This is a genomic window from Arthrobacter sp. SW1 (assembly GCF_001766675.1).
Taxonomy (GTDB): domain Bacteria; phylum Actinomycetota; class Actinomycetes; order Actinomycetales; family Micrococcaceae; genus Arthrobacter.
Genome location: NZ_MJLT01000001.1, coordinates 544,014 through 568,232, shown reverse-complemented (window position 1 = coordinate 568,232; position 24,219 = coordinate 544,014). Strand labels below are relative to the sequence as shown.

The 24,219-nt window shown below is 65.5% G+C and carries 20 protein-coding genes; 12 read left to right on the top strand and 8 right to left on the bottom strand.

Going from position 1 to position 24,219, the window contains the following annotated elements:
* Positions 1-16: 16 nt before the first annotated feature.
* Both BIU82_RS02660 and BIU82_RS02655 read left to right on the top strand, forming a co-directional pair.
* On the top strand, positions 17-1,237 hold the full coding sequence (locus tag BIU82_RS02660) for a pyridoxal phosphate-dependent aminotransferase (protein WP_070347873.1): 1,221 nt from the start codon (positions 17-19) through the stop codon (positions 1,235-1,237).
* Positions 1,238-1,303: 66 nt separating this feature from the next.
* Entirely contained in the window at positions 1,304-2,158 is an 855-nt protein-coding gene (locus tag BIU82_RS02655; RefSeq protein WP_070348008.1) for a polyphosphate kinase 2 family protein, read from the top strand.
* A 30-nt stretch (positions 2,159-2,188) separates the two neighbouring features.
* Here BIU82_RS02655 and BIU82_RS02650 read toward each other — a convergent pair whose 3' ends face one another.
* Complete coding sequence (locus BIU82_RS02650) at positions 2,189-2,461, bottom strand: exodeoxyribonuclease VII small subunit (RefSeq protein ID WP_070347872.1); 273 nt, start codon at positions 2,459-2,461, stop codon at positions 2,189-2,191.
* Positions 2,462-2,468: 7 nt separating this feature from the next.
* On the bottom strand, positions 2,469-3,833 hold the full coding sequence (gene xseA, locus BIU82_RS02645) for an exodeoxyribonuclease VII large subunit (protein WP_070348007.1): 1,365 nt from the start codon (positions 3,831-3,833) through the stop codon (positions 2,469-2,471).
* 177 nt (positions 3,834-4,010) lie between these two features.
* Between xseA and BIU82_RS02640 the strand changes: the two genes are divergently transcribed.
* Together BIU82_RS02640 and BIU82_RS02635 are read left to right on the top strand one after the other, a co-directional pair.
* Positions 4,011-4,964: a hypothetical protein gene (locus tag BIU82_RS02640; RefSeq protein WP_070347871.1), complete on the top strand. Its 954-nt coding sequence runs from the start codon at positions 4,011-4,013 to the stop codon at positions 4,962-4,964.
* Positions 4,961-6,046 (top strand): 4-hydroxy-3-methylbut-2-enyl diphosphate reductase, encoded by a 1,086-nt coding sequence (locus tag BIU82_RS02635; protein ID WP_070347870.1) that lies wholly within the window; start codon positions 4,961-4,963, stop codon positions 6,044-6,046. The genes BIU82_RS02640 and BIU82_RS02635 overlap by 4 nt, the downstream gene beginning before the upstream one ends.
* A gap of 43 nt (positions 6,047-6,089) precedes the next feature.
* On the opposite strand, the gene BIU82_RS02630 is transcribed toward BIU82_RS02635, so the two are convergent.
* Positions 6,090-7,268: a DNA recombination protein RmuC gene (locus tag BIU82_RS02630; RefSeq protein ID WP_070348006.1), complete on the bottom strand. Its 1,179-nt coding sequence runs from the start codon at positions 7,266-7,268 to the stop codon at positions 6,090-6,092.
* 103 nt (positions 7,269-7,371) lie between these two features.
* Here BIU82_RS02630 and ychF point away from each other — a divergent pair, with 103 nt between their 5' ends.
* On the top strand, positions 7,372-8,457 hold the full coding sequence (gene ychF / locus BIU82_RS02625; protein ID WP_070348005.1) for a redox-regulated ATPase YchF: 1,086 nt from the start codon (positions 7,372-7,374) through the stop codon (positions 8,455-8,457).
* 90 nt (positions 8,458-8,547) lie between these two features.
* Here the strand turns inward: ychF and arr are convergent, their stop codons facing one another.
* Positions 8,548-8,958 carry an NAD(+)--rifampin ADP-ribosyltransferase gene (gene arr, locus BIU82_RS02620; RefSeq protein WP_070347869.1) on the bottom strand — a complete coding sequence of 137 codons (411 nt, stop codon included), beginning with the start codon at positions 8,956-8,958 and terminating at the stop codon, positions 8,548-8,550.
* Between the two features lie 26 nt (positions 8,959-8,984).
* A complete protein-coding gene (locus BIU82_RS02615) occupies positions 8,985-9,764 on the bottom strand; it encodes an alpha/beta hydrolase (RefSeq protein ID WP_070347868.1) in 780 nt (259 codons plus the stop codon).
* Between the two features lie 79 nt (positions 9,765-9,843).
* Here BIU82_RS02615 and BIU82_RS02610 point away from each other — a divergent pair, with 79 nt between their 5' ends.
* Positions 9,844-11,613 carry a GNAT family N-acetyltransferase gene (locus tag BIU82_RS02610; protein WP_070347867.1) on the top strand — a complete coding sequence of 590 codons (1,770 nt, stop codon included), beginning with the start codon at positions 9,844-9,846 and terminating at the stop codon, positions 11,611-11,613.
* Positions 11,614-11,620: 7 nt separating this feature from the next.
* Here BIU82_RS02610 and BIU82_RS02605 read toward each other — a convergent pair whose 3' ends face one another.
* Positions 11,621-12,802, bottom strand: a complete 1,182-nt coding sequence (locus tag BIU82_RS02605) for a hypothetical protein (protein WP_070347866.1) — start codon at positions 12,800-12,802, stop codon at positions 11,621-11,623.
* Between the two features lie 94 nt (positions 12,803-12,896).
* Here BIU82_RS02605 and BIU82_RS02600 point away from each other — a divergent pair, with 94 nt between their 5' ends.
* The gene (locus BIU82_RS02600) at positions 12,897-13,751 is read left to right on the top strand and encodes a carbohydrate kinase family protein (protein WP_070347865.1); all 855 of its coding nucleotides are present in this window, start codon (positions 12,897-12,899) and stop codon (positions 13,749-13,751) included.
* Between the two features lie 7 nt (positions 13,752-13,758).
* On the opposite strand, the gene BIU82_RS02595 is transcribed toward BIU82_RS02600, so the two are convergent.
* Complete coding sequence (locus BIU82_RS02595) at positions 13,759-14,790, bottom strand: siderophore-interacting protein (RefSeq protein WP_070347864.1); 1,032 nt, start codon at positions 14,788-14,790, stop codon at positions 13,759-13,761.
* Positions 14,791-15,110: 320 nt separating this feature from the next.
* Here BIU82_RS02595 and BIU82_RS02590 point away from each other — a divergent pair, with 320 nt between their 5' ends.
* The 3 genes from BIU82_RS02590 (at position 15,111) to BIU82_RS02580 (ending at position 19,661) form a co-directional block, all read left to right on the top strand.
* Positions 15,111-16,889, top strand: a complete 1,779-nt coding sequence (locus BIU82_RS02590) for an ABC transporter family substrate-binding protein (RefSeq protein ID WP_070347863.1) — start codon at positions 15,111-15,113, stop codon at positions 16,887-16,889.
* A 169-nt stretch (positions 16,890-17,058) separates the two neighbouring features.
* On the top strand, positions 17,059-18,600 hold the full coding sequence (locus tag BIU82_RS02585) for an ABC transporter permease (protein ID WP_070347862.1): 1,542 nt from the start codon (positions 17,059-17,061) through the stop codon (positions 18,598-18,600).
* Positions 18,597-19,661, top strand: coding sequence for an ABC transporter permease (locus BIU82_RS02580; RefSeq protein WP_070347861.1), 1,065 nt, complete (start codon positions 18,597-18,599; stop codon positions 19,659-19,661). The genes BIU82_RS02585 and BIU82_RS02580 overlap by 4 nt, the downstream gene beginning before the upstream one ends.
* Positions 19,662-19,681: 20 nt before the next feature.
* Here the strand turns inward: BIU82_RS02580 and BIU82_RS02575 are convergent, their stop codons facing one another.
* Entirely contained in the window at positions 19,682-20,311 is a 630-nt protein-coding gene (locus BIU82_RS02575; protein ID WP_070347860.1) for a PH domain-containing protein, read from the bottom strand.
* Positions 20,312-20,394: 83 nt separating this feature from the next.
* On the opposite strand from BIU82_RS02575, the gene BIU82_RS02570 reads away from it, so the two are divergent.
* The gene (locus BIU82_RS02570; RefSeq protein ID WP_070347859.1) at positions 20,395-22,230 is read left to right on the top strand and encodes an ABC transporter ATP-binding protein; all 1,836 of its coding nucleotides are present in this window, start codon (positions 20,395-20,397) and stop codon (positions 22,228-22,230) included.
* A 230-nt stretch (positions 22,231-22,460) separates the two neighbouring features.
* Positions 22,461-24,140, top strand: coding sequence for an ABC transporter substrate-binding protein (locus tag BIU82_RS02565; protein WP_070347858.1), 1,680 nt, complete (start codon positions 22,461-22,463; stop codon positions 24,138-24,140).
* The last annotated feature ends 79 nt before the right edge of the window (positions 24,141-24,219 follow it).

Sequence of the window (24,219 nt, the reverse complement as noted above, 5' to 3'; positions counted from 1 at the left end):
GTGGCATATTTGTTCAATGGCAGAATTCAAGCAGTCCACCAAGCTTCATAATGTCCTTTACGACATCCGTGGACCGATTCTTCAGGCCGCCCAGCAGATGGAGGCAGAGGGGCACCGCATCCTCAAACTGAACATCGGAAACCCGGCACCGTTTGGCTTTGAAGCGCCGGACGCGATCCTGGTGGACATGATCCGCCACCTGCCGAATGCCCAAGGCTACAGCGACTCCCGCGGCATCTTCTCCGCCCGCACGGCTGTCTCGCAGTACTACCAGACCCGCGGCATCCAGAACATCCACGTTGACGACATCTACCTCGGCAACGGCGTCAGCGAACTCATCACCATGTCCCTCATGGCGCTGCTCGAGGACGGCGATGAAGTCCTCATTCCGTCGCCCGACTACCCCCTGTGGACCGCGTCGGTGTCCCTGGCGGGAGGCCGCCCCGTGCACTACCTCTGCGACGAGGACTCGGGCTGGCAGCCGGACCTGGACGATCTCGAATCCAAGATCACGCCCCGCACCAAGGGCATCGTGGTCATCAACCCGAACAACCCCACCGGCGCCGTCTACCCCGAGGAGACCCTCCGGCGGATCGTTGCCCTCGCCGAGAAGCACGGCCTGGTGCTCTTCGCCGACGAGATCTACGAAAAGATCCTGTACGACGACGCCGTCCACGTGAACCTTGCGGGCATCACGGGCGATGACGTCCTGTGCCTCACCTTCAGCGGCCTGTCCAAGGCGTACCGGGTGTGCGGTTACCGGGCCGGCTGGATGGCCATTTCCGGGCCCAAGAAGGAAGCTGCCGACTACCTCGAAGGCATCAACCTGCTGGCCAACATGCGCCTGTGTGCCAACGTGCCGGCCCAGCACGCCATCCAGACGGCGCTCGGCGGCTACCAGAGCATCAACGACCTCATCCTGCCCGGCGGCCGGCTGCTCGAACAGCGCAACAAGGCCTACGAACTGCTCAACGCCATCCCGGGCGTCAGCACCCAGCAAGCGAAGGGTGCCCTGTACCTGTTCCCCAAGCTGGATCCCGAGGTCTACCACATCCGCGACGACGAGAAGTTCGTCCTGGACCTGCTCAAAGAACAGAAGATCCTGGTCTCCCACGGCCGCGCCTTCAACTGGGTTCGCCCGGACCACTTCCGCATGGTCACCTTGCCCAACGTCAAGGACATCGAGGAAGCGATCGGCCGCATGGCGGACTTCCTTGGGCGCTACCCGGGCAACTAGCCTGTAGCCCAAACAGCCTGGCTGGATGCGCCGCCCGCCGGCGGCATGAGCGCAAGGGGGATGGCAATGACCGCCGTACTCGGATTCGAACAGAGCCCGTCGGAGACCTTGGCGATCGCCCAGGGATTCCAGCTGTCCTCAGTGGACCCGGAGTCCACGCCCGGATATCCAGGGGCCAAGGCCGACGGCGCGGCGCTGCTCGCCGAGCAGGACAGCCGGCTCTCGGAACTGCAGGAGATGCTCTTCGCCGAAGGCAAATTCGGCAGTTCCAAGCGTGTGCTGCTGATCCTGCAGGCCATGGACACGGCCGGCAAGGGCGGCATCGTCAGCCATGTGGTGGGTGCCATGGACCCGCAGGGCGTGCACCTCACCGCCTTCAAGGCGCCCAGCGACGAAGAGAAGGCGCACGACTTCCTCTGGCGGATCGAACAAGCTGTACCCGGTGCCGGGATGGTGGGGGTCTTCGACCGCTCGCACTACGAAGACGTACTGATCCACCGTGTCCACGGCTGGGCTGACGAGGCAGAGCTTGAACGCCGCTATGCCGCGATCAACGACTTTGAAGCCCGGCTCGCGGAACAGGGCACCGTGATCGTCAAGGTGATGCTCCACATCAGCCGCGATGAGCAGAAGGAACGGCTCCTCGCCCGCCTGGACGATCCGTCGAAGCACTGGAAGTACAGCCCTGGTGACCTTGAGGAGCGTGCCCACTGGGACAAGTACATGGACGCCTTCCAGAAGGTCTTCGACAATACGTCAACGGCGGTGGCGCCCTGGCACGTGGTCCCGGCGAACCGCAAGTGGTACGCCCGGATCGCGGTCCAGGGACTGCTGATTGCGGCCCTCGAAGGGCTTGACCTCGACTGGCCCAAGGCTACGTTCGACGTCGCCGCGGAGCGGGAACGCGCCGAAGCCTCCTAGGTACCGAAGCTTCCTGAAGGCCGGGGCCTCCTAGCCGTTCGGCTGGCCGCCGTTGGATGCCTCGCCGTTGCCTTCCTTGGCCGCGGCGAGCCTCCGGCGCGCGCCTTCCAGCCACTCTTCGCATTGTTTGGCCAATGCTTCCCCGCGCTCCCACAGGGCCAGGGACTCTTCCAGGCTTGCCCCTCCGGCTTCCAAGCGCGCGACGACGGCGGCGAGCTGTTCGCGCGCCTCTTCGTAGCCCAGGGTGTCGGCTGTCGCGGCAGTGTCTGTGCCGTTGGCGGGGGAGTGGTTCTCGGTGCTCATGGGATCCTCACTCTGGTGCGGGTGCTTCGATGGTTCCGGGTCTGATGGTTCCGGATTGGACGGTGCCGCCTTCGGCCCGCGTGCTGCCGTCGGCGACTGCGGCGAAGCGGCCTTCCGCGACCCGCACTGTCAGTGCCGTGCCGTGGGATACCTGCTCCGGGCTGCGGACAACCTCGTGGCCGGCACCGTCCCGGTCGGCGAGCTGCACCACGGCATAGCCACGGTCCAGGGTTTTCTGCGGCGACAGCGCACGGACCCGTGCCTTGAGGTGGTGGACCTGGTCCAGCGCCCGGACGACGGCGGAACTCACCGCGGTGTGCGCATGCTTACGCAGGCGGGTGATGTCGTCCTCCCTGGCCGTCACCATCACCTCCGGTGACGCCATGACGGGCCGGGAACGCAGGGCATGCAGGCGGTCGCTCTCCCGGTCCACCAACCTGGCGATGCAGCGGTTCAGGTGCTCGCGGGCCAGTCGGACTTTCGCCAGTTCTTCGGAGACGTCCGGAACAATGCGCTTCGCAGCGTCGGTGGGAGTGGAGGCGCGCAGGTCCGCCACGTCGTCGAGGATCGGCCGGTCCGCTTCGTGCCCGATGGCACTGACCACGGGGGTCTCCGCTGCCGAGACGGCACGGATGAGGTCTTCGTTGCTGAAGGGCAGCAGGTCTTCCAAAGCGCCTCCGCCGCGGGCGATCACGATCACGTCCACATGGGGATCGGCGTCGAGCTGCCGGAGCGCGGCGATCACCTGGCTGACGGCAGTGTTCCCCTGCACGGCCACTTCGCGGACATCAAACTCGACGGCGGGCCAGCGCAGGGCGGCGTTGCGCAGCACGTCCTTCTTCGCGTCGGAATCCCGGCCCGTGATGAGGCCGATCCGGTGGGGGAGCAGCGGCAGGGCCTTCTTCCGGGAATCGGCGAAGAGTCCTTCCGCGGCCAGGGCCTGGCGCAGCCGTTCAATCCGGGCCAGCAGATCGCCGAGGCCCACCGGGCGGATATCCCGCACGGACATGTTCAGCCGCCCGGTCTTCATCCAGAACTCAGGCTTCACCAGCGCCACGACGCGAGAGCCGCGTTCCAATGGCGTCTTCTGCCGGTCAAGGACGTTGGACCAGAGCGACGCCGGAAGGGAGATCTCTGCGTCGGTATCCCGGAGCGTGGCGAAGGCACTGCCGCCGCGGCGGTTGAGTTCGATGAGCTGCGCCTCGATCCACACGGCGGGCGCGCGCTCAATGTGGGCCTTCAGCTTGCGGGACAGCAGATGCAGCGGCCAAGGGTGGTCCGGGCTGGTGTCGGCTGCCGTGGCGGGCAGGGTGGAGGGCACGGCCTGGCCGTCAGTTTCCTGGCCGTTGAGGCTGCCGCCGTCTGCCTGCATGGTTCCGTCCCGTGTTCCGATGAATGCGGGGGAGGAGGTCCCCGCGCCTTTCAACTCTATCCATAGCCTCGCAGGAGGCCCTGACATTCATGGGACCCGAAGGCCAGGCCCCGGTCCCGAGCCGGCTCCCAGCCAGTACCCGTAGGATGGCATTTGGTCCCGACCCGAGGATTCCCCTTGCGTACCTTCGTCTCTGCGCTGGCAGTGATACTTACCCTCCTCCTGACCGCATTTGCCGTCCCTGCTGCTTGGACGGAGCGGAACATCGTCCGGGAAGACGGTTTCGTCCAGCTGGCCGGTCAACTCGGGAAGGACCCGGTGTTCCAAGCGAGCCTGGCCGGCATCGCCGTCAGCAACCTGGAAGCGTCCTTGGACCTGCCGGCACCTGCCGAAGAACTGGGCGCATCCCTCCTCCAGGACGCGGCACAGCGCATGAGCACGTGGCCGGAGTACCCGCAGGCCTGGAACGAGACCATCCGCCGGAGCCATCGCCTGAACTTCGCGGAGGACGCAGCCGGGCCACGCCCTGCTCCAAGCTCCGAGGGATCCGGGGCCGGGAACGCGTCGGGCGGTACCGGCGCTGCAATTGCGGAGTCATCGCTGGTGCTTGACCTGGGGCCGTTCGTGCGTCTGCTCGGCGACAAATTGGGCGCGGCCACAGGTATCCAATTGGATGTCCCCGATACCGCCGTCGTCGGGGTCGGCGGGCTGGCCCAACGCCAGATGGTGGACCGGATTGCAGCGTACGCCCCGCTCTGGCTGCCGGCCGCAATCGGGGCCGCGATGTCCTTGGCGCTGGCGCTGCTGGCGGCGCGGCGGCGTTCCCTCGTCCTGTTGTGGACCGGCCTTGGCCTTTTCGGGCTGGCAGGACTGGTGAAAGCAGGGGCGACACTGTTCGGCGGTTTTGTGGGAACACGGCTTAGCGACAGCACCATGGCTTCGTTGTTTGTCCACGACCTCACCGACGTTTCCGTTGCGAGCCTGGCCGCTTGGACGGACCCGCTGGCGTTCCTTGGCGCCGTCATGTTCCTGGCCGGAGTCCCCGGCCTCATCCTGTGGCAGCGGCGCCGTGCCCGCCGGGCTCCCCGGCGGCCCGGCGCTGCTTCCGCTCCCGGTAGCATGGAGGGATGAGCAGCTCCGCAGTTTCCGTCCCGATGCCAACCATCCCGCGCCGTCGGAGGTCCCCGGAAGAAGTGCTGGCTGCTGCCCCCGTAACGGGACCGAAGCGCGTACTGCTGGCGGCCCCGCGCGGCTACTGCGCCGGCGTCGACCGCGCGGTGATCGCAGTGGAGAAGGCGCTCGAGCATTACGGGCCGCCTGTATACGTCCGCAAGCAGATCGTCCACAACGTCCACGTGGTCACCTCGCTGGAGGAGAAGGGCGCCATCTTCGTCGATGAGACGGACGAGGTCCCCGAGGGCGCGCTGGTGATTTTCTCCGCCCACGGTGTATCGCCCGCCGTTGTACAGTCCGCGGAAGACCGCGGCCTGCGCACCATCGATGCCACCTGCCCGCTGGTCACCAAGGTCCACCGCGAAGCCGTGCGCTTCGCCAAGGAGGACTACGACATCCTGCTGATCGGGCACGACGGACACGAAGAAGTCGAAGGCACCGCAGGGGAAGCCCCGGACCACATCCAGATCATCAACGGCCCGCACGAGGTGGACAAGGTCACCGTCCGGAACCCCGAGAAGACCATCTGGCTGTCCCAGACCACCCTCAGCGTGGACGAGACCATGGAAACTGTGCGCCTGCTCAAGGAACGGTTCCCCACGCTGCAGGATCCGCCCAGCGACGACATCTGCTACGCCACCACCAACCGGCAGGTGGCCATCAAGAAGATTGCCCCGCAGGCAGACCTGGTGATCGTGGTGGGCTCAGCCAACTCCTCGAACTCCGTCCGCCTTGTGGAAGTTGCCCTCGAATACGGTGCGAAGGCGTCGTACCGTGTGGACTTCGCCAACGAGGTGGATGAAGCCTGGTTCGAGGGTGTGGCCACAGTCGGTGTCACCTCCGGTGCGTCCGTCCCCGAGGTCCTGGTGCAGGACGTCCTCCGGCTCCTCGCCGAATACGGCTACGGTGCGGTGGAAGAAGTGGTGACCGCCGAAGAAGACCTGCTCTTCTCGCTGCCCAAGGAACTCCGTGCCACGCTCAAGGCCGCCGGCGATGTGTCCCGCGCCCTGGGCGGACGCGGGACGCGCCCCAACTCCTAGGATTTCCACCTCCGGGCGTTCCACGGTCCAGGCGTTCCACAGCTCAGGCCGCGGACTCCCCGCCCTCCTCCCGCAGCTCCGGTGCGGCCAGGGCCCGCGGCACAACCTCGACGGCGGCAGGTGCCGTCAAGCCGTCCGTATCCATGGCGTTGAGCTTCCGGGCGGTCGGCAGCACCCGGGCTTCCAGCGTGCCGACCAATGCGTTGTAGCGGTCCACGGAGGTTTTCAGGGAGCTGCCCAGGCGTCCGACATTCTCACCCAGGGTGCCCATGCGGTCGTACAGCTGCTGGGCCAGCTCGAACAACTGCTTCGCGTTGTCCGTGAGGACATCCTGCCGCCAGGTGAAGGCCACGGATTTGAGCACGGCCAGGAGCGTGCCGGGCGAGGCGAGCACCACGTTGCGGGACAACGCGTGGTCCAGCAATGCCGGGTCGGCTTCGAGCGCCGCTGCGAGGATGGATTCCGCGGGCAGGAAGCAGACAACCACCTCGGGGGAGTTCCCGGGGATGTCCCAGTACTTTTTGGAGCTGAGCGCGTCCACGTGGGCTTTCAGGGCCTTGGCGTGCGCGGCCAACAATTCCCCGGACGAAGCGGCTTCCTGCGCGGCCAGGTAAGCCGCGAGCGGGACCTTCGCGTCGACCACCAGCTGCTTGCCGCCCGGGAGCTGCACCACGAGGTCCGGCCGCAGTTGCGAATCCCCGGATACGGCGTGGACCTGTTCCTGGAAGTCGACGTGCCGGAGCATGCCCGCAGCCTCCACGATGCGCCGCAGCTGCACTTCGCCCCACTGGCCCCTGGCGCTGTTGGAGCGCAGCGCGGAGGCCAGTGCGTGTGTTGAACGCAGGAGCTGTTCGTCCGAGAGCCGCGCTTCCTGCAGCTGCTGCGCGAGCTGTCCGTACTGTTCGAGGCGGTCCCTTTCCAGGAGGGACACCTGCTTCTGGACGGCGGACAGTTTTTCGGCCACCGGCGCCAGGGCACGCAGCACACTGCCGTCCTCCGACCGGGCCGCCCCGAGCTCGCGGTTCTGTGCCCGCAAGAGGTTCCGTTCGGCGTCGGCGGCTGCGTAATTGGCGGAAACCTCCGCCAAACGGGCGGAGACGCCGTCGAAGTCCGCCTCCAAGGCGGCGCTGCGCCGCCGGAAGACGACGAAGCCCCCCGCCAGGCCAAGAGCCGCCCCGAGCAAAAGCATGAACAACGCCAACAAGACCACAAATCCATCCATGTCCCCACCATCGCAGATGGCCCTGACATTTTTGGCCACCGGCACTTCCATGTGGCCGAAGCGCCGCGCAAACGCTGCCCGCCAACAGGTAGAATCAATCCTCGTGGCTCTTACTATTGGCATCGTCGGACTGCCCAACGTCGGCAAATCAACCCTCTTCAACGCACTGACCCGAAACCAGGTCCTCGCGGCGAACTACCCGTTCGCAACGATCGAACCGAACGTCGGCGTCGTGAGCCTGCCCGATCCCCGGCTGCAGAAGCTCGCCGATATCTTCGGCTCGCAGCGGCTCCTGCCGGCAACCGTGTCCTTCGTGGACATCGCGGGCATCGTCAAGGGTGCCTCCGAGGGTGAAGGCCTGGGCAACCAGTTCCTGGCCAACATCCGCGAAGCCCAGGCGATCGCCCAGGTCATCCGGGTCTTCGACGACCCGGACGTGGTGCACGTCGATGGCAAGGTGGATCCGGGCTCGGACATGGAGACCATCAACACCGAGCTGATCCTGGCCGATCTGCAGACGATCGAAAAGGCGATCCCGCGGATCGAAAAAGAAGTCAAGATGAAGAAACGCGAGGCTGCTGAACTCGCGGCCATCGAGGCTGCCAAGGTGGTCCTCGAACGCGGCGACACCATCTTCTCCTCGATCAAGAGCGACAAACTCGAGCTCGAGCACCTCAAGGAACTCAGCCTCCTCACCGCCAAGCCGTTCATCTACGTCTTCAACGCCGACGAAGGCATCCTCGGCAGCCCGGAGAAGCAGGAAGAGCTGCGCGCCATGGTTGCACCGGCGGACTGCATCTTCCTGGACGCCAAGCTCGAGGCCGACCTCGTGGAACTGTCCGAAGAGGAAGCCCGCGAAATGCTGGAGATGAACGGCCAGGAAGAGTCCGGCCTGGACCAGCTGGCCCGCGTCGGCTTCCACACCCTGGGCCTGCAGACCTACCTGACCGCCGGTCCCAAGGAAGCCCGCGCCTGGACCATCAACCAGGGCGATACCGCTCCGCAGGCTGCCGGCGTGATCCACAGTGATTTCCAGCGTGGCTTCATCAAGGCCGAGGTGGTTTCCTTCGATGACCTGGTCGAAGCCGGTTCCATGGCCGAGGCGAAGTCCCGCGGCAAGGTCCGTATTGAAGGCAAGGAATACGTGATGGCCGACGGCGACGTGGTGGAGTTCCGCTTCAACGTCTAGGTCCGTCCGGCTGCTTCAGGAAACGCCCGGGATGCTTTGCGCATCGCGGGCGTTTCTGCGTCTGCCCGGCCAAGGCGCCCGGGGCTGACGTCAGTTGATGATTTCGCCCCGTTCGTCAGCCCGGATGGCGGCCAGCCGTTCGCGCCACTGCTGGAGCGCCTCCGGCGAAAGCCGGGCCCAGTCGTAGACTTCTTCGACGACGCGGAGCGCTTCGCGGCTGCGGTAGGAGCGTGTGGGATTCCCGGGGAATTTCTTGTCGGTGACGTTCGGATCGTTCTCGAACTCGCCAAGGGGCTCAACGCGGTATACCCGCGGGGCGCCGTCGCCGGCGGCCAGCTCGGCAGCGAGTCCCGCGCCGTCGCGCAGGGCGGTGAAGTAGATATGGTTCATGACGATTTCCGGCCGGTAATTCGACCGGAAGCCGGGTGTGAGGAGGTCTCCGGCTTTGAGGTCGGCCTTCGTACCGTGGAAGAAGGGGCCTTCGTCCAGCACTTCGTTCATCGCTTCAGCATACTGAGTGCCACTCCTCAGTGCCGTCGGGCGACATCCCGGCTCAGGATCCCCGGCCACGTCTGGAGATCGTCGGGTGTGTGCGCGACCGTCAGGGTTGCTTGGGGGAGCAGCGCGGCGAGGGACTCAGCGGTCGACAACGGATGGCCGGGGTCATCCACCCAGGCGAGGACCGTCGTCGGGACATCGATCCGGGCGAGCGCTTCCGGGGCAGGAAGGTCGCTGAGCGCTGCGCCGCGGAACAAGGACGGCAGGATGGCGTCGGCGACGTCGGGCACCGTCTCCGGAGCACCGACAGTGGCCGGCGGCGGCGTTGCCCCTCGAGTGGATGCGAGGAAGGCCTCGACGCCGGCGGATTCGATGAGGGCCGCGGCAGCCTCGTAGTGTCCGGCCTGCGCTGCCCGGGTTTCCCATGCTGTGGGCGGCACCATGAGTGTGAGTCCTGCGAAGCGGCCCGGTTCGCGGGAAGCGGCGTGCAGCAGCGTGCCGGCGCCCATGGAGGGTCCGACTCCGTGGACCGCCTCTCCGGGGAACCAGGAATCGAGCAGTTTCAGGAGGTCGTCGGCCAGGTTCTGCCACTGATAGTCCGCGGGGACCTTCCGCCCCGTGGACCGGCCATGGCCGCGGGCGTCGTAGCGGAGCAGCCGGGTTCCGCTGAGCCCCCGGCCCAGGTCCAGGTTGAGGACCCGGTCCCGGGCGCGGCTGGAGGTGAGCCCATGCAGCTGGACCACGGGATGTCCGCCTTCGTCGCTCAAAGCGACCGCGAGTTCGGCCCCGGAAACCTCGAAAGTAGGCATCAGGCTCCTCGTCTCGTGAGGCGGCGTCATCAAGGGCCGCATTGAGCCTTCAGACTATCCGCGACTATAGGATGCTGCCATGCGGCTGACCAACGTCACCCACCTTCGCTTACCGTTCGGACGGCTATGGGGCTACGACGTCAAGGCCTCCGTCACCGGGCGTCGGCTGCCGGTGTCCTTTGACCAGCGTATCCATGTGGGCGCAGGTGAGCGGCCGGGCTCTTGGATGGCGTTGTCCTTCCGCTTGCCGACACCAACGCGCCTTGAGTTGATCGCCGATGCCTGGCTGGCTGTCATCAACCGCCACGGCACCCTGCGGACGGCTTTCATGCCCGGAGCTGACGGTGAACCGGAGCTCCGGGAGATCCTGATCGCTCCCGGCACCTGGGTCGAGCATGAGATAGCGCCGGGCCAGGCCGTCAACGACGCCGTGCGGGGCATTCTCGACGCCGCCTGCTCACCGTACGCGCAGCCTTCACACCGCCTGTGCGTCCTGGAAACCGCCGCCGGACTCACTGTCGTCGTCGCGGCAGACCACGTCCATGTGGACATGTGGTCGATGCTGGTGATCGCACGTGACCTGCTGTCGGCCCTCGATGCGGACCGGACAGGCGGCCCGGTGCTGCCCGGGCAAGTACCGGCGTTCGTGGACCACACACAGGCGTTACTTGACCGGGATGCGGCACCGGACCATGTACGCGACCGCTGGGCGGACATCATCGAGGACAGCGGCGGCGTCATGCCGCGGTTTCCCCTGCCCCTCGGCGCTCCGGAACCACTGCGCGAGCGGGTGGAGGTGCGCGATGTTTTCGATCTCGACGACGGCGCCGCCTTTGCAGCGCAAGCCCGCAGCGAGGGTGTTTCCACCCTCTCGCTGGCCGTTGTGGCGATGACTGCCGTGACCCGCGAGCTGGCGGGCAAGCCGCTTCGCGCCGTCTTTCCCGTGCACAGCCGCTTTGACGATGACTGGCATGATTCGGTCGGCTGGTTCATCACCAATTCGGTCCTTGAATCGGCTGTTGCGGAACCCCTCGCCGCAGCGGCTGCAGTGAAGGAAGCGGTACGGCTTGGTTCCTGGCCCTTGGCTGATGTCCTGGCTCCATGGGGCGGCATGCCGCCCGTGGCCCCCGGGATGTTCGCGATTTCCTGGCTGGACCTGCGCCGCTTGCCGGTGCGGATCGACTCCGTCGGACTCGACGCGCAGTACGTGAGCGCGTCAATTGATACTGACGGCGTCATGCTCTGGTTCATCCTGGACGAGTCCGGACTGCATTTGAGGTGCCGCTATCCGGACACCCTCGAGGCCCGGGCCAGCGTCGGGGGATGGCTTGACCGGCTGGTTGCCCGCCTGCAGGCAGACGCGCGGTCTTCTGTCCGGGGCTTGCTGCGGGTGGCCGGCCGGACTTTCAGGCTGGAACGGGCGGGCCGCGACGACGTTGGAGCCATCGCAGCGCTGCTCTCGGATGACGAGTTCGGCCCCGAGCGCGAAAGCGAGGAGCTCGAACGGTACGAGGCCGCGTACAGCATGGTGGTCCGCGACAGTTCCAACTTCCTCGGGGTGGTCCGCAACGGCGCGGACCGCATTGTCGCCACGATGCAGCTGACGGTCATCCCGGGCTTGTCCCGGGGCGGTTCGTCGAGACTGCAGATCGAAGGGTTGCGGGTTGCGGCGTCGGAGCGGTCACACGGCCTGGGGACCGCCATGCTTGAATGGGCGCACGATTTCGGGCGTGCGCGCGGAGCCCGCTTGGCGCAGGTGACTACCGATGAAGCACGCAACCGGGCCCGGGCCTTTTACAGCCGCCTTGGATACGAATCCGCCCACGTTGGCCTGAAACGGAGCATCTAGCCCGGCGTCATTCCGCAGCCTTGCGCCGCTGCTCCGCCAGCCAGGTGTGGTTGACGATCGCGGCGGCCACCATGCTGCGGTACTTCTTGCCGTCGGCGCCCCGGTACAGGTCCCTGGCGTAGTAGGGCGACTCCTTCTGGTACGGCCCGCTGTTGTGGATGCGTTCAGCCAGCTCAGACAGGTAACCATGGCCGCCGTCGTCGTAAGCCTTGCGTTCAGATTCATCCAGGCGGATCAGGGCGGAATCATCGATGACCGCGCTGTAGGAGTATCTGGCGTCCAGATAAAGCTCGTCCCGTTGCCCGACCAGGAACCAGCCTCCCGGCCGGTGGTCCAGATAGTGCATTGCGTCGCGCTCCCGGGCCAGCCGTTCGGCGTCGGCCCACTGTTCGACGGGCGGGATCAGGTCCATGGGGCGCCGCATGGCGTCGTTCAACACGTAGTATCCGAAGGTCGGCGGGGCGTCCCGATACAGCGTGAAGCACATGATGCGCCGGCACTCCCGGCACGTCAGCTGGCTTTCGGCGCGTTCCATGAGTCCGGAGGCGTGGATCGGGCGCAGATCGGCGAGCTTTACCCAGCGGGCGTCTTCCGTGAGGACACCCGCTTCAAGGGCTGCCTGCAACGCGGTCACGGTGGCGTCGACATCCACGCCGGCGCTGTTCCGCACCAGCAATCCGCTGCACGACGGACAGTCGTCATCCTCGGGATGGCACGCCAGACCCGGCTTCGCCGCGGTGACGGTCACACGCATCAGGCGTCCGGGCTCGTTCCAGCCGCGGCCGTCCTTGAAGCTCAGCCGGGCGTATCCGCCGTCGAGCTCGAAATACGGGGAGCTCATCCCGGAAAAGTGGACCTTGAGCCCCAGCGCCGAGGCGAGCTCATCGAGCGTCGCCTCGTTGGTGACTCCGCTGATCCACTCCGCGAGGTCCAGGCCGCGGGAAGCGTCCGGAGCAGGAGCGAACCCCAGCAGCACAGCCGCGACGGCGCCGTCGTGCAGCACGATCTCGCCGCCTGAGGAAAACAGGAGCCGCCGGACATGGCGGACAGGTTCCCCGACCTCTTGGTCGCGGACCGCCGGGGCTCCGCCGAAATCCTCCGCCAGGCGCCGGACCGCGGGATCGTCTTCGGGACGGCCAAGGGTCGCCAGTACCGCCGGCAACAACGTGTGGGTCTTCCAACGTTCCATGGCGCTATTCTCACGGATGCACCGCGCTCCGCCTGGCATGAGCTTCGGGGTGTCACTCAGCGCCGGGCCCGCCTCGGCGGTGTTGGATGGGACCATGCCTGAATCTCCCCGCGTAGTCGTCTGCGGTCCTGCCGCGTGGAACCACCTGATTGTCCTCGACCATCTTCCTGAGCCCGTTCCGCACATGCAGTTCGCCCGCCGCGCGTGGCACACCATCGGCGGGACATCCGCGGGCAAGGCGCTCCACCTGGCGGATCTCGGGGCCGATGTCCAGCTGTGGACACCGCTCGGAAACGACGACGACGGCGCGCGCCTCCGTACTGCCCTCATCGCCGGCGGGATCAGGGTCGAAGCGGTCGCCAGCGAACAGACGGAGCGGCACGTCAACCTCATGACCGACGACGGCGGCCGGGTTTCCTTATATGTCTCGGTTCCTTCCACGCCGGCCGCCGAAGCTGTGGAGGCTGCCGTGGCAGCCGCTACCGGGGCAGATGCGGCCGTGATCGACCTCAGCGAACTGGGCCTGCGTGTCCTCGAGGAACTGCCAGCGGCGCACGCGCCGCTGTGGATCGACCTGCACGACTACGACGGTGCGTCGGCCTTCCATGAGCCGTTCGTGCGCGCGGCGGACGCGGTGTTCATGAACGATGACCGCGCAGAAGACCCCTGGATGCTCATGCGTTCCTGCATCGACCGCGGCCCGCGCCTGGCCGTGTGCACCCGTGGGGCGGAAGGTGCCATTGCGTTGGAAGCCGACGGCACCCGCCACGAAGTTGCCGCGGTGCCTGCCAAAGTCGTTGACACGAACGGGGCCGGTGACGCGTTCATGGCGGGTTTCCTGGCCGCCGCTCTGCGCGGGACTCCGGTCCATGACGCGCTCAAAGCGGCAGCGGACCAGGCCCGGGTCGCCATTGAGAGCGAGCACCTGCACCCGGTACTGGGGCGCTAACGCCGAATCAGCGCTGCGGTGCGTTCCGCTTCCAATAGCCCATGAAAGCCACCTGCTCGCGGTTGAGCCCGCACTCACGCACAAGGTAGCGGCGGATGCCGGCAACCATGCCCGATTCGCCGGCCACCCATGCGTAGAAGGAGGCGCCGGTCTCGTCCGGAGTCTCCGGCAGCGCGTCGCTGTACAGGCGGCGGTACTGCGGGGTGTCCCACAGGATTTCCCGGGCGGGGCCGGCTTCCAGCGGTTCTCCCGCCGCCAGGACGCGCTCGACGACGTTCGGTCCCGGAGCGCACCACGGTTCCGGCACGGCGCGGCTGACCGCGTCCCGGAGCGGTTCGCCGTGCGGCTTGCCGTCACGGGGGAGCCAGGTGATCCGCGCCCCCGGTGGGCCGGAGAGTTGCTGGACATCCGCCGTCGACGGTACCTCCACCATGGCGTCGACGGTGGCGCCGGCCGGCAGGTCCCGGAGGATTCCGGCGATCGCGGGAAGCGCTGTTTCATCACCGGCCAGGAGGATGTGGCGGGCCGGGCCCGGGGAAAATTCGATTCGTCCTGCTTGCCCGGCAGGGTTGCTGCCTGGACCGATCATCAGGGCGGGGTCGCCAGCCTGGATCTCCTGCGCCCAGCGGGCTGCCGGCCCCTGGGGACCGCCAGGGTGCAGGACGAAATCGACATCGATTTCCGGGTGTTCGCCGTCCAAACGCGCATGGCGGACTGTGTAGCTGCGCTGTTCGGCGCGCTCGGTTTCCGGCACCGAGAGCCAGGCCTCCCGCCAGGACCCGGAGGGGTGGCTGGTGAGCGACTCAGCGGAAGGGAGGCTGCAGCCTGCGGCAGGGAAGAAGAGCTTGATCCGCATGTCCCAGGTGGCGCCGCTGTCGGTGGCGAGTTCCTTGATCCGGGGACCGGTGAAGGTGATCCGCCGCATGTGCGGGGAGAGCTGGGCAAACCGGGTGACAGTGAGCTCGAAGGGGCGGTCCTGGGCAAACCGCGAACGCTCGCGGGTTGCGGCTCGCGTGGGGACTTCGATGCTGAGGCTCACTGATTCCCTAATTACGTAAGAAAACTGATGCGTATTCCCACCAGTCGTATCAGTGTAGCTGGAGCTGAGGCAAGGCTTGCCTTAACTTCTGTGCCAAGCGTGACCGCGTATGTCGAAGTGTTGGCCCGGGTGAACCAGAAATGAAGCAACTGTTGCAGTTCGATAACCATCGGGTTCTGAGAGGGTTCTTTCATTCCAAAGCCCCGCACCGAAGACTAGGCTACTGAGCATGTGAGACGGGACACAGCTGATCTCTGTGCTTTGGACCGTCCGCCGGGGTCAACAACGCCGGCTTTCCACACTAATAACGAGGAGGCGGAATGCGTTTCGGACGTATTTCGAAAGCCGTGGGTGTCTTGGCAATCGCCACGCTCGCACTTAGCGCCTGCGCCGGTAACACCGGCAGCCCCAGCCCGACATCGGGCGGGGCTCAAGAAGGCGGAACCATCGGCGTCGCAGAGACCAACGGTTTCAGCAGCTTCAACTCCGGAACGGCGGACGGCAACTCCGACGTCAACGGTCACATCGGGTACGCCACCCACTCGAACTTCATCTACATCGACGACAAGATGAACATCGTCAGGAATGAGAAGTTCGGCAAGATCGAAAAGGTTTCGGACAACCCGTTGACGGTCAAATACACCATCAACGAGGGCGTCAAGTGGTCTGACGGTACACCGGTCAGCGCTGCCGACCTCCTCCTGACCTGGGCATCCGGTTCCGCGTACTACGACGACGCAAACGCGGAGAAGAAGACCGGTACCACCTACTTCCTCACTGCCGCAGACACCTCCGGGCTGAACCTGACGGACTTCCCGGAAATCGGGGATGACAACCGCAGCATCACCCTGAAGTACTCCAAGCCGTTCGCCGACTGGGAACTGGCTCTTGGCTTCGCCGGCAACGGCGGCATCGATATCCCGGCCCACGTCCTCGCCCAGAAAGCCGGCCTGAAGGACGCCCAGGCGCTGGTCGACCTCTTCAAGAGCGTCAAGCGCGGCGATCCGGACGCTCCGAAGCCGGTCAACGCCCAGCTGAAGAAGGTCGCCGATTTCTGGAGCACGGGCTTTGACACCAAGACGCTCCCGTCCGATCCGTCGATGTACCTGTCCAACGGCCCCTTCATCGTGAAGGCCATCGTTCCCGAGCAGTCGCTGACCCTCGTCCGGAACAAGGACTACAACTGGGGCCCCACGCCGCACATCGACGAAATCGTGGTCCGCATCATCGGTGGCGCTCCCGCGCAGGTTCAGGCCCTGAAGAACGGCGAAGTCGACATCATCAACCCGCAGGCTTCCGCCGACACGGTCGAACAGATCAAGGCCCTCGAAGGCGTTGAACTGCTGCAGGGCAAGCAGCTGTCCTACGACCACCTCGACCTGAACTACTCCGGACCTTTCGCCGACAAGGATGTCCGCACGGCGTTCATGCTCTCCGTTCCGCGCAAGGACATCGTGGACAAGATCGTCAAGAAGATCGATCCCGAGGCAACCCCGCTGGATTCGCAGCTCTTCGTTCCGGCGCAGGCTGCATACGCCGAATCGGTCAAGAACAACGGTTCTTCCGAGTACCAGGAAGTCAACATCGACAAGGCCAAGCAGCTCCTTGCCGGCAAGACTCCGACCATCCGCATCATGTACAACAAGGACAACCCGAACCGTGTTGACGCCTTCTCGCTGATCCGCGAATCCGCCACCAAGGCCGGCTTCAAGATCGTTGACGGCGGCCTCGGCAAGGCTGACTGGTCCGACGCCCTCGGCAACGGCAGCTACGACGCCACCATCTTCGGCTGGATCAACTCGGGCGTCGGCGTGACCGGTACCCCGCAGATCTTCAAGACCGGCGCGGGCTCCAACTTCAACGGTTTCTCGGACCCCGAGGCCGACAAGCTGATGGACGAACTGATCGTTTCCACGGACAAGGCAAAGCAGGACGAGCTCCAGATCAAGATCGACCAGAAGATCTGGGCATCCAGCTACGGTCTGCCCCTGTTCCAGTCTCCCGACGTGAAGGCATACTCCGATGCCATCACCGGTGTGACTGCCATGCCGAACCAGACCGGTGTCTGGTGGAACGTATGGGATTGGGCACGTAAGTAGGCCCTTCCTTAGGAATCCATATGCAGAAGGCGCCGGGACCGGGAACCATGGTCCCGGCGCCTTCTGCCAAGCACAGCAGCGCACCGGCGGCACCACCACAAACAGGTGAACCGGGGACTGCACCAGGCCAGGGGCAACCCCGGGCCGGATATCGAGGTTCGTACACAAAATGCTGAGCTATGTCGTCAGGCGATTGGCAACCGCCGCCCTTATTCTTCTCGGAGCATCGTTCCTGGTGTATCTCCTGACAGCGTCGTCAGGCGATCCGCTGGAAGATCTCCGTGCAAGCAATGCCCCGAACAGGCAGCAACTCATGGATGCGCGCAGCCAGTTGCTCGATTTGGATACCCCCGCACCGCTGCGCTACTTCAAATGGCTGGGAGGGGCAGCCCAATGCCTCGTCCCCTTCGCCGGTACCTGTGACCTCGGCAAGAGCATCACAGGCCAGCCCATCACCGAGGCGCTGGGCATTGCCCTGGTCCAGACCCTGACCCTGGTCACCGGCGCAACCGTCCTCGCCATCCTGATCGGCATCACCTTGGGCGTCGTCACCGCCCTGCGCCAGTACAGTGCGCTGGACTACGGCGTCACCTTCATGGCCTTCCTCTTCTTCTCGCTGCCCATCTTCTGGGTGGCCGTGTTGCTGAAGGAATTCGGGGCCATCGGCTTCAACAACTTCCTGCGGAACCCCGTCATACCGCTTCCTGTTTCCTTGGGCACGGCAGCCGTGCTCGGCATCGTGGTGGCCGTCGCTGCCGGTGGCGGGATCAAACGGCGCCTCATTTCCGGTGGTGCCGTGTTCGTAGCGGTCACCGCCGTGATGATCTACTTCTCTGCCACTCTTTGGTTCAAGAACCCCGGCCTCGGCCCGGTGGTCATTGGAATTGCCGGCGTAGGCATGGCATTCGCGGTGACCACGCTGGTCTCGGGCCTGAAAAACCGCAAGGCACTGCAATCGTCCCTGATCGTTGTCGGCCTGGGGCTGATCGCGTACTTCGCCGTGCAGCCGCTTCTTGACCAGGCCACCGGCCTGATGATCTTCCTGCTGGCGGTCGCCACGGTGCTGATCGGCGTCGGAGTCGGCTACCTCATGGGCGGTTACGACCGCGGCCAGTCGATGCGCGCAGCGGGCATCACCGCGTTCCTGATGGGCGGGCTGGTGGCGCTGGACCGTTTCATGCAGGCATGGCCGGCATACGTCAGCAACAGCCGCGTGCGCGGCCGGCCCATCGCAACCATCGGCGCCGGCACCCCCAACCTGCAGGGCGATTACTGGATCCTGAGCATTGACACCTTCACGCACCTGATCCTGCCGACCATTGCCTTGATCCTTGTTTCCTTGGCCAGCTACACCCGGTTCACGCGCTCCTCAATGTTGGAAATCATGAACATGGACTACATCCGCACCGCCCGTGCCAAGGGCCTGTCGGAACGGTCCGTGGTCATGGGACACGCCTTCCGCAACGCGCTCATTCCGCTGGCCACCATTGTGGCCTTCGACATCGGCGCGCTCATCGGCGGCGCCGTCATCACCGAGACAGTGTTCTCGGTGCGGGGAATGGGCTTCCTGTTCCTGGACGGCATCACCCATGTCGACCCCAACCCCGTGATGGGCGTCTTCCTCTGTGTCGCCGTCACGGCCATGGTGTTCAACCTGATTGCGGACCTCGCGTACTCCGCACTCGACCCGCGCGTAAGGATCAAAGCATGAGCCAGCCAACCCAAGAGGAAGTCATCCTGGCCCAGCAGGCCCAGCACGAAACCGTTCCGGGCACGGAGCCCGAATTCCAAGGACTCAGCCAAGGGCAGATTGTCCGCAAACGCTTCTTTGGCCACACCGGAGCCCTTGTGGGCCTTGCCGCCTTCGCCCTGATTTTCATCGTGGCCTTCACTTCGGTGGGCTTCGCCGGGATTCCGGGCTGGTGGAAGTACAACCACGAACAGATCACGCCACTGGTCAACGACGGCGTTCCCTCCGCATCCTTGTGGCCCTTGGCCTGGGGCGAGCACCCCTTCGGACAGGACCGCGTGGGCCGCGACCTGTTCGCGATGACGATGCGCGGCGCCCAGCAGTCCATCATCATCATGGTCATCATCGGAGCCATTGCCGGCCTGATCGGCGCTGTGGTCGGCGGCCTGGCCGGATACTTCCGCGGCTGGGTCGAGGCCATCCTCATGCGCCTCACCGACGTCATCATCATCATTCCGGTATTGCTGCTTGCTGCGGTGGTGGCGCAGATGGCGAGCCGCCGGGATGCGGATGGCTGGTTCTCCGCCTTCGCGGCGAGCAACGGCGTCGTTGTCCTGGGCATTTTCCTGGGCCTCGTCAGCTGGGTGGGCCTGGCCCGCCTGGTCCGCGGCGAGTTCCTCACGCTGCGCGAACGCGAGTTCGTGGATGCCGCCCGCATCTCCGGTGCCAGCAACGCCCGGATCATCTTCAAGCACATCCTGCCCAACGCCGTCGGCGTCCTGATCGTCAACGTGACCCTGACGATGTCCGCCGCGATCCTGCTCGAAACGGCGCTCAGCTACCTGGGCGTCGGCGTGAAGTCGCCGGATACCTCCTTGGGCCTGCTGATTTCGCAGAACCAGGAAGCGTTCTCCACCCGTCCGTGGCTGTTCTGGTTCCCGGGCCTGTTCATCGTGGCGATCTGCCTGAGCATCAACTTCATCGGCGACGGCCTCCGTGACGCCTTCGATCCGCGGCAGAAGAAATTCCGCGCGAAGAAGGCCCAGGAAACCACCCGCCATTCGAGCGAGACGGCACAGTGATCCTGAAAAGCGCAGTGATCCTACAGAGCGAAAACCGCCCAGCAGCCCGCGGCCGCCAAGGCCACGGTGAGCGCGATGTGCTGCCAGGCGAACGCCACAGCCACCGGGGTTTCGGCGGCCCGTCCGGCTTCGATCCGGCCCGTCTCCACCAGCTGCTCCCAACGGGAACGGACCATGAGCGCGGCCGCACCGGAATCGGTGTTGCGGAGATCGCCCGGGCGAACGGACTGGCCGGGACCATAGCTGCCGCCGGGCAGCCCCTTCAGGTGTTCGGGGCGGGCATTGCGTCCGCCCCAGATGCCGGGAGCGGGTGCGGCCCACGCCGCGTACTTGCCACGCGGGGTGACCAGGGTCAGTGCGTAGCGGGTGTCCACCGTAGCGAGCGCCTCCCACGGGACCGTGATGGTGCGGTAGGGATTCTCCAGCGTCACCCCGCTGTCGCGTACGACGACGGCGGGTCGCCAGAAGAGCAGCCAGCCCATGTACGCGATGAACAGCAGGGGAGCCGTGCCGGGCAGGCCGGCAGGCCCCGCGGAGGCGAGCGTCACGCCGACGCCGATGGCCGCCGTCGCCCAGCAGATTCCGGCGAATACCCGGCTGCTGCGGGCTGTGAAGATTTCGGCGTTTCCGGCATGGGACTCTCGGCTCATGCCCCCAATGATTCAGGATTCCGGGCCGCTGCACTAATCACGCTGCGGCGCACTGTCCCGGCTGGAAGGAAAGACCCAGAACAATGACTGACAACTCCGGGGCAATCCCCTTGGAAACAGAATCGGACAAGACCGCTCCCGGGACCCCGGTCCTGGAGGTCCGGGACCTCAGCGTCGACTTCGGCGTCGAAAAGAAGTGGGTTCCGGCCGCCATCGGCCTGAACTATGAGGTGCGGGCCGGCGAGGTCCTGGCAATCGTCGGCGAGTCCGGCTCGGGCAAGAGCGCAAGCTCCATGGCATTGCTCGGCCTGCTGCCCAGCAACAGCAGGGTCCGTGGCAGCGTGAAGCTCTCCGGCAAGGAGCTGATCGGTCCGGACGCCACCCGGATCCGCGAGGTGCGTGGCAAGGACGTGGCGGTGATCTTCCAGGAACCCATGACCGCACTCAACCCGGTCTACACCGTGGGCGCGCAGATCGTGGAAACGCTCCGGCTGCACAACGAGATCTCGCCGGACGAGGCGAAAAAACGTGCCTTGCACATGCTGGACCTCGTGGAGCTCCCGGACCCTGAGAAGGCTTTCAAGTCCTATCCGCACCAGCTTTCCGGTGGCCAGCGGCAGCGCGCCATGATCGCCCAATCGCTGTCCTGTGATCCGAAACTGCTCATTGCCGACGAGCCAACCACGGCACTCGACGTGACGGTCCAGGCCGAAATCCTGGACCTCATGCGGCATCTGCGGAACAAGCTGGACAGCGCCATCATCCTGATCACGCACGACATGGGCGTGGTGGCCGACCTCGCGGACCGCATCGCCGTCATGCGCAAGGGCGTGATCGTGGAAACCGGCACCGCGCAGCAGATCTTCAGCAACCCGCAGCATGAGTACACCCAGGCCCTGCTGGCGGCCGTGCCGCACCTCGGCCAGGGCGCTGACAGCGGCGATGTTGACGTCACCGCGGCGTTGGCAGCCGCAACGCACACGGAGCTCGAATCGGTGGACCCTGATGAGCTGGCGCGGCGCGAACGCGAAAACCAGGAAGCACTCAAGGCTGCTGCCGAGGAAGCCGCCAAGCCCAAGGGCGAGCCGGTCCTGGAGCTCACGGATGTCGCCATCGAGTATCCCAAGCAGGGCCGCGTCCCGGCTTTCCGTGCCGTGGAGGGCGCCAACCTGGTGATCCACCCCGGCGAGGTGCTGGGCCTGGTGGGGGAATCGGGCTCCGGCAAGACCACCATCGGCCGGGCCGCCGTCGGACTTCTTCCCGTTGCGGCAGGCACCATGCGCGTGGTCGGCCAGGACATCTCGGCCGCCAAGCGCAACGGCAAGCAGCTGCACAAACTCCGCCGGGACATCGGCATGGTATTCCAGGACCCGTCGTCGTCCCTGAACCCGCGGCTGCCCATCGGAGAAAGCATCGGCGAGCCGATGTTCCTGGCCGGCGTCGCCAAGGGGGCGGAGCTGCAGAACCGGATCGAGAAGCTCCTCGACCAGGTGGAACTGCCCCGCGGCTACCGCAACCGCTACCCGCACGAGCTATCCGGCGGCCAGAAGCAGCGCGTGGGCATCGCCCGGGCACTGTCCCTGCAGCCGAAGCTGATGGTGGCCGATGAGCCGACGTCGGCACTCGACGTATCGGTGCAGGCCAAGGTCCTGGAACTCTTCCAGAACCTGCAGCGGGAGCTTGGTTTTGCCTGCCTGTTCGTGACGCACGACCTCGCGGTGGTGGATGTCCTGGCCGACCGCATCTGCGTAATGCAGCGGGGCCGGATTGTGGAACAGGGAACACGGGACCAGATCCTGCGCAACCCGCAGGAACCCTACACTCAGCGGCTGCTCGCCGCCGTGCCGCTTCCGGATCCCGAAAAGCAGCGCGAACGCCGCGAACTGCGTGCCCAGCTCATGGCGGCCGGCATCGAATAACCACAGGGACGAGCAAGCGCCCCTGCAGCCTTCCGGGCTGCAGGGGCGCTTTGTTGTTAATACCGAAGTTGCAGAACGGTAAAGGTTTCGCAAGTCAATTCCACATTTTGGACCCAATGTGATTAGGCTTACACGTGCATGTGGTTCGCATCACAGTAAATGAGCGGGTGCGGCCCCCGGGAGATCATCACCTCCCATTTTCATCAACTCCACTACTCATAGGAGGCGGAATGCGTTTCACGCGCACTTCCAAAGCTCTCGGCATCGCGGCGATCGTCGCACTCGCCGTGACCGGTTGCGGCGGCAGCGGCGGGGGCGGCGGCCAGGCCGGCGCGGACCCCAACAAGGTCATCACCGCGTACAGCAACGAACCCCAGAACCCGCTGCTCCCGGCAAACACCAACGAGGTGTATGGCGGCCGCGTGGTCGAACTGCTGTTTGAAGGGCTCCGTGCTTACGGTCCTGACGGCAAGCCGGTCAACGCCCTGGCCGAATCGATCGAGACCGCGGATTCCCAGAACTGGACCATCAAGGTCAAGTCCGGCGCCAAGTTCACCAACGGCGAGGCGATCACCGCCAAGACGTTTGTCGACTCCTGGAACTTCGCCGCCCTGAGCACCAACCTCCAGAACAACGGCTTCTTCTTCGAATCGATCGAGGGCTACGCCGATGTCAGCGCCGTCAAGGAAACCAAGGGCGCCGACGGCAAGACCACCAGCACCCCGGCTCCGAAGGCGCAGACCATGTCCGGCCTGGTGGCCAAGGACGACTCCACCCTCACGGTCAAGCTGAGCCAGCCTGAGGCGGACTGGTCGCTGCGCCTTGGCTACTCGGCCTTCTATCCGCTTCCCTCCGAGGCGCTGAAGGACCCGAAGAAGTTCGGCGAGAACCCGGTGGGCAACGGCCCGTACAAGATGGCCAAGGAAACCGGCGCCTGGGTCCATGACCAGTCCATCTCGCTGGTCAAGAACCCTGACTACAACGGTCCCCGCACGCCCAAGAACGGCGGCGTGACCTTCAAGTTCTACACGGACCCGGGTCCGGCCTACACGGACCTGCAAGGTGACAACCTGGACGTCACCGACGTCGTGCCGCCGAACGCGCTGAAGACCTACACCACGGACTTCCCGGACCGCAATGCCACCAAGCCGAGCGCCAACAACTCCACCCTGAACATCCCGGGCTACAACCCGAACTTCCAGGGCGAAGCCGGAAAGCTCCGCCGCCAGGCCCTTTCCTACGCGATCAACCGCGAAGAGATCACCAAGGTCATCTACAACGGCACCCGCACCCCGGCCAAGGACTTCACCGCACCTGTCCTGGACGGCTACACCGACTCGATCCCGGGCAACGAAGTCCTGGCGTTCGACCCGGCCAAGGCCAAGGATCTGTGGGCCCAGGCCGAAAAGATCAAGCCCTACGACAACTCCAAGCCGCTGCAGATCGCATCCAACACGGATGGCGGCAACAAGGAGTGGATTGAAGCCGTGGCCAACGGTTTCAAGAACAACCTCGGCATCAACGCCGAAATCCAGCCCTTCGCGAAGTTCGCGGAGGTCCTCAACCTGCGCAAGGCCCAGAACCTTCCCGGCCTGACCCGCGCCGGCTGGCAGGGCGACTACCCGTCGCTCTACAACTTCCTCGGACCCGTCTGGGCAACCGGTGCCTCCTCCAACTACGAGAAGTACACGAACCCCGAGTTCGACAAGCTGCTCAAGGAGGGCCTGGCTGCCAAGACTCCGGAGGAAGCCAACGCCAAGTTCAACAAGGCCCAGGAGATCCTGTTCCAGGACCTGCCCGGACTGCCCCTGTGGTACAGGGCAACCCCGATCGTGTGGAGCAACAACGTGGTGAAGGCCGAGACCGGCTGGAACGGCGGCATCCTCTACTACAACATCGAGGCCAAGTAACCCCAGGCATCTGAACTTGCCCTCAGGCGCGGGGGTCCGGCCATGAGCCGGGCCCCCGTCCGCTTGTTGCGCAGGAAGG